General features: G+C 59.8%; 10 protein-coding genes. 1 reads left to right on the forward strand and 9 read right to left on the reverse strand.

Annotation, left to right across the window (positions count from 1 at the left end):
* Positions 1 to 630 precede the first annotated feature (630 nt).
* A complete protein-coding gene (locus AA0535_RS05410) occupies positions 631 to 1956 on the forward strand; it encodes a hypothetical protein (RefSeq protein WP_264814893.1) in 1326 nt (441 codons plus the stop codon).
* Positions 1957 to 2074: 118 nt separating this feature from the next.
* Here the strand turns inward: AA0535_RS05410 and AA0535_RS05415 are convergent, their stop codons facing one another.
* From AA0535_RS05415 to AA0535_RS05455, 9 genes are all read right to left on the reverse strand, one after another.
* Positions 2075 to 2494, reverse strand: a complete 420-nt coding sequence (locus tag AA0535_RS05415; RefSeq protein ID WP_264814894.1) for a host attachment protein — start codon at positions 2492 to 2494, stop codon at positions 2075 to 2077.
* A 79-nt stretch (positions 2495 to 2573) separates the two neighbouring features.
* Complete coding sequence (locus AA0535_RS05420) at positions 2574 to 3446, reverse strand: inositol monophosphatase family protein (protein WP_264814895.1); 873 nt, start codon at positions 3444 to 3446, stop codon at positions 2574 to 2576.
* A gap of 56 nt (positions 3447 to 3502) precedes the next feature.
* Positions 3503 to 4807: a GTPase HflX gene (hflX, locus tag AA0535_RS05425; RefSeq protein WP_264814919.1), complete on the reverse strand. Its 1305-nt coding sequence runs from the start codon at positions 4805 to 4807 to the stop codon at positions 3503 to 3505.
* A gap of 27 nt (positions 4808 to 4834) precedes the next feature.
* Complete coding sequence (gene hfq, locus AA0535_RS05430; RefSeq protein ID WP_264814896.1) at positions 4835 to 5128, reverse strand: RNA chaperone Hfq; 294 nt, start codon at positions 5126 to 5128, stop codon at positions 4835 to 4837.
* Between the two features lie 125 nt (positions 5129 to 5253).
* The gene (ntrX, locus tag AA0535_RS05435) at positions 5254 to 6639 is read right to left on the reverse strand and encodes a nitrogen assimilation response regulator NtrX (RefSeq protein WP_264814897.1); all 1386 of its coding nucleotides are present in this window, start codon (positions 6637 to 6639) and stop codon (positions 5254 to 5256) included.
* A gap of 20 nt (positions 6640 to 6659) precedes the next feature.
* Positions 6660 to 9014: a sensor histidine kinase NtrY-like gene (locus AA0535_RS05440; RefSeq protein WP_264814920.1), complete on the reverse strand. Its 2355-nt coding sequence runs from the start codon at positions 9012 to 9014 to the stop codon at positions 6660 to 6662.
* Between the two features lie 248 nt (positions 9015 to 9262).
* Positions 9263 to 10231 (reverse strand): helix-turn-helix domain-containing protein, encoded by a 969-nt coding sequence (locus tag AA0535_RS05445; protein ID WP_264814898.1) that lies wholly within the window; start codon positions 10229 to 10231, stop codon positions 9263 to 9265.
* 71 nt (positions 10232 to 10302) lie between these two features.
* Positions 10303 to 11397 carry a tRNA dihydrouridine synthase DusB gene (dusB, locus tag AA0535_RS05450; RefSeq protein ID WP_264814899.1) on the reverse strand — a complete coding sequence of 365 codons (1095 nt, stop codon included), beginning with the start codon at positions 11395 to 11397 and terminating at the stop codon, positions 10303 to 10305.
* 205 nt (positions 11398 to 11602) lie between these two features.
* Positions 11603 to 12643 (reverse strand): threonine-phosphate decarboxylase, encoded by a 1041-nt coding sequence (locus AA0535_RS05455; protein ID WP_264814900.1) that lies wholly within the window; start codon positions 12641 to 12643, stop codon positions 11603 to 11605.
* Positions 12644 to 12647 lie beyond the last annotated feature (4 nt).

Here is a 12647-nt window from a genome sequence, read left to right on the forward strand (position 1 = left end):
CTTCGTCCAGCCTTCATCGCTTTGAAGTCTGCAGGCTGCGAAGGCCATACAGAGCGTTTCCAGGCAGTTCGTATTGATCATGGTGGCCCAGCCGGGTCATCGTCAGGTCGTTTGTCACCCTGGAGAACGCCCCTTTGACATCGCGGCATTCCAAAAAATTTTTGCGTCGGCTCAGATTCCTTGTGGGGCACCACGTGCGCGTAATCCGTTACGCATTATAAAAATAATCCCGCTCAACGCATGCCATTCAGCAACCCAGGGCCTCAGCATAACTCCCCGGGAAAATTAGATCGAAGCGCCTGATCTGCTTCTCCGGCCACCGATACCGGCTATCCGTTTCGAGTTACCTTGCTTAGACGCGACCGAGTCTTTCCGCCTCGAGCACAGGGGCTTGAGCCCGAAAATGTAACGTTTTTTCGATAAGATCACCGCATCGATACAGCGCTTCGCTACTATATTGCACGCGCTCAAAACCGTAGCCAGATATCCATATTCTGTAACAGGAATGCAACGTCCCACTAACGATGTATCTCACGTAAATATTACAAAGTTATGTGCAATTCAAAATTACTTTCTTAGCCCCCTCGTGACCGGTAGCTAACGTCTCCTCTGTTTCTGTGGCGGGATGTGATGGCTGTTATCTATGAAGGCGAGGATCTGGTCGTCCACGAGACAGACGGCGACAGCGATTACGCTGTCATCACTTTCGGTGCAGCCGATCATTGCCCACATGCCACTACAGAATTCTATGCCCAGGCACCGCTGCGGGTAAACAACATCAAAAGCATCGGAATATGCACCAAGAAGCAGGACTGGTTCATTTCGCCTGAAACCGACCGGGTTATCGCGCTCATCAATGAAAAACTGGCTGCTTATACCAATCGCGTGGTCATGGGTTTCTCCATGGGCGCTCATCCAGCGCTGAAATGGTCACGTCGCCTTCAGGCCACCTCCGTTTTCGCCATGGTGCCCAAATATTCCCTCGATCCGGACCTATGCTGGATCGAGGAACGCTATGTTCGGGATTATTTCACCGACTCAATGAAAGGCATGCATATCGCTCCGGAGGATGTGGGTGGCAGGGTGTTCATCACCTATGATCCGGAACACAAGCTCGACTGCTATCATGCAGAGCTGATCGCTGCGAAGCTGCCAGATCGCGACATCACGATGATCAAAAGCTTCCACACCGAGCATGAGATTCCGCAGGCCTATAAGGGACGCCATAAATTCCGCCGCGTCATGACAGCGCTGGCCAACGGCACACGTCGGGATGTTGTCCGCACATTTTCACAGGAACGGCGTACGAGTCTGCTCAACCTGGAGGTTCTGATTCGTCGGAATACCCCCAAACATCCGAGGCGGGCATTCCAGGCGCTCACAGCGCGAGCCATCGATCAGCACGATAATCTCAAGCCCATCTTCGGGCGTGTCTGGGAATTGGCCCGTCTTTCACACCGGCTTTCAGAAGCAGGATTTTTCGAACAGGCGCTGACCTGCCGGAATCTTCCCCTGCTCTATCTCCGATTCGGCCAGGCACTGGATCAGGAGCAGCGCAGCCAGAGGGCCCGACAGCATTTTGCTGATGCGCCGCTTGGTTTTCACGGACATCTGCTATGCTATGACATTGAGAAAAAGGCGTTCATCGGCCGTGACCTTTACGGAGGAAGCATGGCCCATCCGCTCGTCAAAATAAGGCATTTTGCTGGCAAGCTGCTGCTGGAAGCGAAAATCGGGGAGGAGACTGCCTATCTTTACGAGAAAGATGGCCAGATTCTCATGTCTGATGACCGACGGGATTCAGGATTTGTGCTCGAGAAAAGCGCCCGGAACGCCCATCATCATATCCGATCACGACTCGGATATCTCTCTTCGCATCCCTACGGGCACTATGACCTGCGTGCGACGAACAAGCTGGAATGGGAGGAATACGCCATTCCGTCCGAATGGCGCTGATCAAGCCTTGGGCGCCGTTCCACTCGAATCTGTGAGGTTATAACTCAGACCAGTTCATCTCGTGGAGCAAGACGGGAAGATTCCTCCCCGTCTCCATGCAGCATGCCCGGATACGCAATCAGGGTTTTGGCCAGCCCGTAGCAGGTCGGTCAAAATGGGACAGCAGATCCTGATCGGGGATATTCGTCAGATCCTTACTTTCGCTCTTGATCAGCTTCTTGCTGGTGGCCTTGGAGAGATGCTCACGGATATCATGGAGCACATGGGGTGCGGCTGCCAGAATCAGTCCTTCGAGGGCGGCGTTGGATGACAGGGCAGAGTCGATTTCTTCTGCAATCTGCCGTGCAAAGCGTTCCTTGACCTGCACCTTGGGGTCGGAACGGGGCTCCTTGATGGATGCCACATCGCCAGCGGCGTCGGCTCCCTTGTCATGGGCACCAAAGCGCTGGATGGTACGCATCTGCTGGCCATCATAGCGCAGAAAGCGGGCTTTTTCCCCGTCGCAAACTGCGTAAAGTACCGGGTCCTGAACGGCCATAAAACGTCTCCTTTGTTCTATATCCGGAAACGTTTTCATGTAATTCAGGTTTCTATCTACACGGTTACTTGACTATCTGTCATGAAGATAGGGCAAGGGCCTGATGGATCATCTCCCAGGAATTCCGGTCAGGGGCATAGAGTAGTCCCCGGCCCGGTACAGCCGCGTGATAAGGGGCACCATTCAGACGTGCGCCATAGCTGCCGGCCTCGTGCATGAGAAGCCATCCAGGGCAATGATCCCAGAGGCAGGTACGGCTATAGGCCAGCACGTGACCATGACCTGAGGCGACCATGCGATATTCATGTGCAGCGCAACGCAGATCCCACAAACCGGTCATCGACCGCAGATTATGGTCGGCCAGGGCAGTATCGCCCAAGGGCAGGGTGCGCCAGGCAATCTTTCCCGTCACTTCCCTGATCGAGGCGAACGGAGATGCTGCGCGAAGTGGCGTGATGCTGCCCGTATCGTCCTCCAGCCACGCCCCTTCGCCACGCAGGGCAAGAGCGCACGATCCGGTCACCGGATCATGAATGACGCTTGCTACGGGAATACCCCTGTCAAGCACGGCGAGCATGACGCCGAAAACGGGTAACCCTGCGGCGTAATTTGCTGTGCCATCGATCGGATCGATCGTCACCGCGAGGGGAGCCTTGCCTGCCTCATCAATCAGATGCGGATGAGCGCTGCAGCGCTCCTCCCCCACAAGGAGAGCGTCCGGCAGCAGGCGCCGGATACGATTTGCGATAAACTCCTCGGCCAGAAGGTCAGCAACAGTGACGAGATCCGATGGCGAGGTCTTGGTCCGGATCTCGCCCTCCGAAAGCCTGCCGAAACGCGGCATGATGATCCGCGTCGCCGCATCACGGGCGATGTTCGCGAGGTCTTCTAGAAGACGGCGATCAATCACCGATGGCGGTTCATTGACCGTGATGTCCTCACCCTTGATCAATACGCCCCTCCCGAAGAACGACAGTCGCTCTTTCGAAAGCCAGTATCATGAGGATTTCAGGCAGATACAAGGCAATCCGGGTAGAGCTGGCCAAAGCGTGACCGGTCCTGCTCGAAAAGGCGGACATCGAGCGTGATCTCTGTCTCCCTGTCGAGACGTTCGAGCACTTCGCCATGCTCATACAGCCAGGCAAGAGCCGCCCCGTTGCTGATATCGAGGCTGACGCGCGTCAGGCTCATCGACGCCGTCATATGCTGGTCGAGCATGGAATAGAGATTTGGCAATCCTTCACCCGTCATGGCCGAAATCGCCACGCAGCCCGGATGGCGTGGAACGGCTTCAATTCCACCGATCAGATCGGCCTTGTTCAGAACCTCGATCGTTCTCTCAGGCCAGTTTTCGTCGAGCATGCCATCGCGCACCATGCCATCGAGCACGTTGATCACGTCTGCGCGCTGCGCGGCACTGTCAGGATGCGCGATGTCACGGACATGCAGGATGATATCGGCCTCGGCAACTTCCTCGAGCGTGGCACGGAAAGCGGCCACAAGCTCTGTAGGCAGTTCGCTGATGAACCCCACAGTGTCGGAGAGAATGACACGACGCCCCGAAGGAAGGCGCAAACCGCGCATGGTCGGGTCGAGTGTCGCGAAAAGCTGGTCCTGCGCGTGAACGGCTGATCCGGTCAGAGCATTGAAGAGCGTCGATTTTCCCGCATTGGTGTACCCCACCAGCGCCACAACGGGGAATGGCACCTTCTTGCGCGCGGAACGATGCAGGCCACGCGTACGGCGTACCTGATCCAGGTCCTTGCGCAAACGTACCAGACGCTCGTCGATCATGCGGCGATCTGCTTCGATCTGCGTCTCGCCCGGACCGCCCAGAAACCCGAAGCCGCCGCGCTGGCGCTCGAGATGGGTCCAAAGCCTGACAAGGCGCGAACGCTGATATTCGAGATGCGCCAATTCGACCTGGAGGACGCCTTCACGCGTTGCGGCTCTGGCACCGAAAATGTCGAGAATGAGCCCGGTGCGATCGAGCACCTTGCAGTTGAGAGCCTTTTCCAGATTGCGTTGCTGCCCCGGAGAGAGCTTGGCATCGACAATCATGACCTTGACGTCGTTATCCTGCACCAGCTCCGCGAGCTGCTCTACCTGCCCCTTGCCGAAAAGCGTTGCAGGCCGCACCGCCCTTATGGCGAGCACTGCCTGACGCACCACAACGAGCCCGATAGACGATGTCAGCCCGACAGCCTCCTCAAGCCTCGCCTCGGCGGCCCGGAACTCGTCGCCGGGAGTCGGCTTGGTCCAGGGAAGAATGACCGCAGCGCGGGTTGCGGGGGGCGTCGTACTGGTCGTCACTGACACGTTTGCTGGAAACTCCTGACGTTACAGACCCATATCGCCGTCAGGGGCAAAAAGTGCCAGGGGGGCGACGGGCATGATCGTGCTTACGGCATGCTTGTAGACAAGCTGCGTGTGGCCGTCACGACGGAGAATGATCGTCTCATGATCAAATCGGGGTATGACGCCCTGAAGCTTGACGCCATTGACGAGGAACACGGTCACCGGGAGACCATGCTGTTGCAGGTGCTGGAGAAAAAGGTCCTGTACGCTCTCCTCCTGCGGGAACTCAGCATATGGGACGTTCTGGGTCGACGGGGTGGGATTTGCTCTGGCCAAGATTGCTCTTCTTCTTTTCGGGTTCTGGTAAGGTGCCCCTGATCCGGGGGTGAGAGATCAACGCGACGGATCGCCTCCGGCTTTGCGGCACTTATCTTATCTTTATTGAAATCCGGTTTCCAGACTCATAACGTCCGGTCTTCAGGAGTCACACCAAGCTGCTTGAGCTTGCGATGGAGCGCGCTGCGTTCCATGCCGACAAAATTGGCGGTCCGGCTGATATTGCCCCCGAAACGCAGAAGCTGAACCTGAAGATACTGGGTTTCGAACAGATCGCGTGCCTCGCGCAGAGGCAGGGCCATTACATCGGCACCTGCATCGAGACGCGTCATCGAGGGCGCGCCCTGGCTCACCGTATTGGGCAGCATATCTGCCCTGATGAGATCCTGCCCTGCAGGCATCATGATCAGGAGGCGCTCCATGAGGTTGCGCAACTCCCTGATGTTTCCGGGCCATTCATAGGACTGCAGTGCAGCCAGCGCATCCACCGAAAGCTCGCGCGGGGCCAGACCCGCATTCTCGGCGTAACGCTGCAGGAAATGCTGGGCGAGAGACGGGATATCCTCGCGGCGCTCACGCAGGGATGGCAGGCGCAAAGGTACCACGGCCAGACGGTAATAGAGATCTTCACGAAACCGCCCGAGCGCAATTTCACCCTGCAGATCGCGATTGGTGGTGGCGATCACTCTCACATCGACCTTGACGCGCGTCGACCCGCCCAGACGTTCGAATGTCTGATCCTGTAGGGCGCGCACGATCTTGCCTTGGGTCTCGAGCGGCATATCCGCCACTTCATCGAGCAGCAGCGTTCCCTTATGGGCGCGCTCCAGAACACCGGTACGGCGCATGACCCCGTCCGACTGTCCCTCGATCCCGAAAAGCTCTTCCTCGAACCGGTTAGGCGCCAGGGTCGCGCAGTTGAGGGCGATGAAAGGCCCCGTTCCACGCCTCGAGCGGGCATGAACCATCCGCGCCGCGATTTCCTTGCCCGAACCTGCCGGCCCAGTGATCAGAACGCGTGAATTGGTGGGGGCGACACGCTCGATCTGGCCACGCACGGCACTGATGCCGGGACCCTCGCCGAAAAGAAGTGTTTCATTGCCGGAGCGAAGGCGAAGCTCGGCGTTTTCGCGCTCCAGACGTGCCGCCTGAAGCGCGCGCTGAACAACCACGATCAACCGATCAGCCTGAAAGGGCTTTTCGATGAAATCATAGGCGCCATGCTGCAGGCTCGACACCGCTGTTTCGATGGTGCCATGGCCAGAAATCATGACAACAGGCAGGCCGGGCTCTTCCGCCTTGATCGTCTTGAGAAGGTCTATGCCATCCAGACGCGATCCCTGCAGCCAGATATCGAGAATGACCAGGGACGGGCGACGTGCCCGGAATGCTGCCAGAGCCTGATCCGAATTTGCCGCGACACGGGTTTCATAACCTTCATCCCGAAGGAGGCCCTCAATGAGAAGCCGGATATCCGGCTCGTCATCGACGATCAGGATTTCATGCTCCATGCGCATTCCTCATCAGACGTTCATTGCTCCTTGCTCGCTTCCACATGCCCGGAAAAGAGATCGCGCACAGGCAGGGTAAGCGTCGAGACGGTTCCCTGACCATCGGGTCGATCCTCAAGCCTGATCCCACCTGCATGATCCTCCATGATCTTCTTGACGATGGCCAGCCCGAGTCCCGTCCCTTTCGGTTTGTGCGTGATATACGGTTCCGTCAAGCGGTGGCGGTCAACAGATGGCAAACCAATCCCGTCATCGATCACCTGAATTGCCGCCTCGGTGGCGGTCACGATCAGCACCACGCGAATGGAACCGAGCATCGCCCGTCCCTCGCTCTGCGTCTGGGCATTCCCCCCTCCCAAATGCGCACCCACGGACTGATCCGCCTGCACGCCATAAGGATCGCTCCCGAAACCTTCGGCAGCAAGACGGGCCTCTTCACGCTCTTTGGCCGCCATGGCGACGGCATCGGCCGCATTCTGCAGCAGATTGGTCAGGGCCTGGCCGATCAGCCGGCGGTCGCAATGGACGATCGGGCCTCTGGGGGGCATCTCTGTCGTGTCGTACAGAATTTCCGGATGGGCGTTTCGCTGCAGCACGAGCGCCTCACGAACCAGGCGCGACAGGTCTTCATCCCGCAGCACCGGTTGCGGCATGCGGGCGAAAGACGAGAATTCATCCACCATGCGACCGATATCGCCCACATGGCGCACGATCGTATCGACGCATTGCCCGAATGTCTCGGGATCGGTGCTGATCTCCCGCATGAAGCGCCGTTTGAGCCGCTCGGCGGAAAGCTGGATGGGTGTCAGAGGGTTCTTGATCTCGTGAGCGATGCGGCGCGCAACATCGGCCCAGGCGGCCTTGCGCTGCGCAGCGAGAAGCGCCGTGATATCGTCGAAGGTAACGACATAGCCCGCCGAATGATCGCTCCGTTGCTCACCCACCACGCGAACCAGAAGGGTACGGCCAGCACTGCCGACGCTCGGCCCGTCACCGAGCACCACGCTCTTTTCAGGGGCATCGATCTGGATTTCGGCTGTATGGGCCTTGTCGGGCTCGGCACGGACCTGGTCGAGCATGCCACCGAACTCGGGGACCATCTCGCGCAAGGGCTGGCCGATCACCTGATCGAGGTCGCGCTGCAACAGGCGCGAAGCCGCACGATTGGGCAATTCGATCACCTGACCGGCATCGAGGCCGATCACCCCGGCAGAAACACCTGATAGCACGGTCTCGGTGAAGCGACGCCGCTCATCGATCTGTTCATAGGCGACCATCAGTTCCGTACGCTGTGTGGAAAGCTGATCGGTCATGCGATTGAAGGCGCGGGACAAGGTACCGACCTCGTCATCACGGCGGACATCACGGCCTTTCGCCTCTGGCACGCGTACACTGAGATCGCCCTCGCTCACGCGCCGTGCAGCAAGAATCAGCAGACCCAGAGGCTGGGTGATCTGCTTGGCCAATACGAGCCCGGTCAACATGCCGATGCTGAGCACGAGCAGGCCAAGAAGCGCAAAGATGAGCACAAAGCTGACCTGAATGGCCGAGCGATGGGCGTTCAGCCTCTGATATTCGGAGACCACAGCGTCAGTATGACGCATATGCTCCAGAATCTTGGCATCGACCGGGCGGGTGATGACGAGCATCAATCCCGAACTGGGGCCCAGACTGACCACAGCGCGCACGGTGCGTTCATCGGGACTGTCCAGAATGGCAACGTCATTGGTCCGCGCAAGGGTGGTGGCATCCTTGGGCGGCAAGGCAAGCTGCTTGCCTTGCAGGGCCGCCAGACCGCCTGAGGCGACCACCTTGTTGGTGTAGGAGTCGAACACCACGGCCTCGTTCAGACCACGCTCCGTGGCCTCGACATCCAGCATCATGCCGAGCTGCCCCGGATCACGCATCAGATCGACGCCACGCCGGTACATCTCGTCGTTATTGGCGGTGATGATGATGTTGGCCAGGGCGAACGCCTCGGTCCGGATATTGTCGTTATGCTCCTGCAGATAACCCGCTGCCACGTCACGGGCTTCGGTCAGCGCGATATTCACCCGGTTCGAGAACCATATCTGGATGCCGAAATGAAAGAACAGCGCGGCGAGACCGCCAATCACCACGGTGGGGGCGACAGCCACCACGCCGAACAGGGTGATCAGACGGACATGCAGCCGGGCACCGGCAAGCCCCGTTCGTCTTTCGGCCAGCATGCGCCCCACACGGATAATCACCGCGGCCCCAAGGAGCAGGAGCACGACGAAGTCGAGGAGGAAAACCAGAGATTCGATCTGCGGGCGATAGGCAAAGCTCAGGCCCCGCGCCAGCACCACAAAGGTGGTGACCAGAAGCACCAGCGCAGCACAGGCGAGAACCATGGCCGTCTTCAGGCGGCTCACCCGCCGTATCACCCGGCGAAATGCCGTCTCCTGACCCGCCGGTCGGGTTCCCCTTTCCGAGGTGCCGGTGGCGTGACCGTCTTTCGGTGCGGAATCGTCGTCGAGCGGGGCGATGGGCGCGAGCTGATCATCGTCCGGCGTCTCCACCCACCCAGTCCCGTCTCTCGCGTGATCCGTTTCTGAAGGCGGACCACCGACCGGGATGGACGGCTCGGGGTTTTCATCTGTCATGACCTTGAGCGTCCGGTTTCAATACCCAGGAGCTGAAGCCGCTTGCGCAGGGTATTGCGATTGATGCCGAGCAGAGCGGCCGCCCTGATCTGGTTGCCATCCGTAGCCCTCAGTACAAGCCGGAAAAGCGGGCGCTCAACCTCGGCCAGAACCCGGGCATGAAGCGAACCCTGAACATCGGTCTCAAGGTCGAGCATCGAGGGCAGATAACGCGCCATCAGCCCCTGAAAAGACGCTGCATCGGGTGTGGCGTCCACGCGATGAAGCTCGGCCAGACGCGCAGCCGTCACGATATTGCCGCGCCGACCTTCGGAGGCATGATGCAGCAATTGTCTGATCTGCCTGAAATTACCCGGCCAGTCCTGCTTTGCGAGCCACGGAACCGTGTCGTCGTGGAGGGCCAACCCGGTATCGGCCTGCCCCATCCAGACAGCACAAAGAGCGGTCAGGTCTTCGCGCCTGTCACGCGCCGGAGGCACGGCGACACAATGGGGCGCCAGCATCGCCCCGAAAGTTTCTCCCACACGGCGATCCTGCACCAGGCGCGCCGGGGTCCAGGAGCTCGTGCAGATCAATGCGGGCCGCTCAGCAGCAGGTCTGCGCTCAAGCAACTGCAGCAGCCCAGTCTGCAGCGCCGGTTCGGTCATTCCAATTTCATTGATGAACAAACAGGAGACCCCGTCACCATGGACCGCTTCTTCGAGAGAGAGCCGGTCTATGATCGGAACGAACCGCCCCGGGCGGGCAGAGTGACGCCAGAGATAGCGCGCTGCCCGCGTTCTGCCGCTCCCCTGCTCACCGACGAGCACATGCAGGCCGAATTCTGACAGACTGGAATCCAGGCCATCGCGCAACTGCCTGACAGCCTCAGACTGACCGTCGAATCCAAGGCTCGCCGGTGCTTTCGTGAAATGATCGGCTGGTTCGCCCTTTGCGGCGTCAGAAAGGATCCGGGCCTCGCTCACAGGAGCACGGCAGCGTCTGGGACAGCCCTGCCAGCGGGCAGGGCCGTGAGGCGTTGCGGGTATCGGATCATTCAGGCCGCTTCTTCGACCGCTTCGGGGCGCTGATGCGTGGATTCACGATCGCGCACGATACCCTGTGCGATCTGCTGATCGTAGAACCCCGTGAGATGGTCGATAACGTCCTGCGCCTTGTCCATCTTGTTGATGCTGGCACGAAAAGCGGCGGACCCCGGCAGACCGTGCGAGTACCACGAGACGTGTTTGCGCGCGAGGCGCAGACCGGGACGCTCGCCGAAATGGTCGAGCATCATGCCGTAATGGCGCAAGACAATGGACTTCTCGGTGGCCAGATCGGGGTCGGGCATGTTCTCACCCGAGCGCAGCGACTGCGCGACCTGAGCCAGGAACCAGGGCCTGCCGTAGCAGCCACGCCCGATCATCACCCCATCCGCACCCGAAGCCGCAAGGGCATCCCGTGCATTCTGGATGGAGACGATATCGCCATTGACGATCACGGGCAGCTTCACGCTCTCCTTGACGGTGCGCACGAAATTCCAGTCAGCCGTTCCGTTATAGAACATCTGCCGGGTACGCCCGTGTACCGTGACCAGACGGATCCCGACGTCTTCGGCAATACGGGCAAGACGTGGAGCATTGAGGGATTGATGGTCCCAGCCCATGCGCATCTTGAGCGTGACAGGCACTGATACCGCCTTGACGGTCGCCTCGAGCAAGGCGGCCGCCTTGACCTCGTCACGCATCAGGGCCGAGCCGGCCGACTGACCGACCGCCACCTTCTTTACCGGGCAACCGAAGTTGATATCGATGAGATCGGCGCCCTGATCCACGGCGATCCTGGCTGCCTGCGCCATGGCCTCGGGGTCGCACCCTGCAAGCTGGACGGAATTCGGTCCGTTTTCGGCACTTCGCGCCATGCGCAGCGTGTTTTCATTCTCACGCACCATGGCCCAGGAGGCAATCATCTCGGAAACGACAAGACCGGCCCCCAGATCACGCGCGAGCTGACGGAATGGCAGATCCGTCACACCCGACATCGGCGCCAGAATGACCGGCGTCTCGATCACCACCCCGTTGCCAAGGTCGATAGGACGTAGGTTGAGACCGCGGCTCGGGGCAGCCTCATCGGGAAGAGATGAATAACTCATGATGGCCCAAGGATACCGGGGCGTTCCGGGCGAAGCAATCAGAGATCGCAGCTGTGCCCCAAGGGATGGCCGCCTGATCTGACCGCCCGCCCTTTCCACCTAGACGTCATGCCTCATGAAAGGGTAACCACAAGGTTTAATCGGGACCCTGTGGCGGCAAAAATCGCCCGCCATCAGGGCTGCGGCATCAGGATGCCGTGATGCCTCAGGTCCGGAGTGCCATGTCGATCCGGGCGAGGGTCGCTTCATCCCGGGGCATACCGAAACGGAGCAAGGCGTCGTCCCAGTCGAACTGACGCACGAGAAGCCCCGCTTGGGCCAGTTTGCCAGCGATGGCCACGGCCCGGGGAGAGCGGAACAGGCTGAAGAGGGTGGTGCCACCAACGAAATCGAGCCCTGCTGCGACCACTACACGACGCAAGTCATGGCTGTCCGCTTCGAGCCGCAGGGCCATACGGTCGCGCCACATGACGTCGAGCAGAGCCTCTCGCCCTATATGGCAGCCAAGCGTTCCGACACTCCAGGGCCCCAGGGCCGCGCGCATGTCATGCAGTACCGGATGAGACCCCAGCAGAAACCCGACACGCAGGCCGGCCAGACCATAGGCCTTACCCAGGGAACGGCAGATGATCAGCCCCGGATGCGGCAACAGGCGGGCCGCGCCCTGCATCTGGAAATCCGCATAGGCTTCGTCGACGATAACCAGTCCACCCATGCGCGCATGACTTTCAGCCAGCGACTCGATTTCGCCCAGAGACAGGACGTGGCCCGTCGGATTGTTCGGCGTGCAGATGATCGTGACGGTATTCCGGGAAGGGATAGGAATACAGGCGCCATGGGGCAACGACTCGACGTTCACGCCGGCTGCGCGCCATGCAGCCTCATGACCGCTATAGGTCGGTGTCAGGATACGAAGTCTCGACAGGGTCATGAGGTGCTGAAGCATGACGGGCAGAAGACCAATTAGCGCCTGCGAGCCGGGCCCGCTCAGGACATAACGGGCCGACACGCCATAGGCGCAGGCGGCGGCCTCACGCAGCGCCTGTTCCTCGGTCGGGTCCGGCAGGCGTGACAGCAAGGCAGCGTCGAAAGGGGTATAGGGATAAGCGTGCGGATTGATGCCTGTGGAGAGATCGATCCAGGGTCTGGGTGCGTCGGGGAAAAGCTGCGCCAGCCTGCTCAACTGCCCACCATGCATGGGCCAGGGCGTCATGCTATGCTCGTGATCCTCATGCTGACCCGTCATCCCG

It is taken from the genome of Asaia krungthepensis NRIC 0535 (assembly GCF_025995175.1).
Classification (GTDB): domain Bacteria; phylum Pseudomonadota; class Alphaproteobacteria; order Acetobacterales; family Acetobacteraceae; genus Asaia; species Asaia krungthepensis.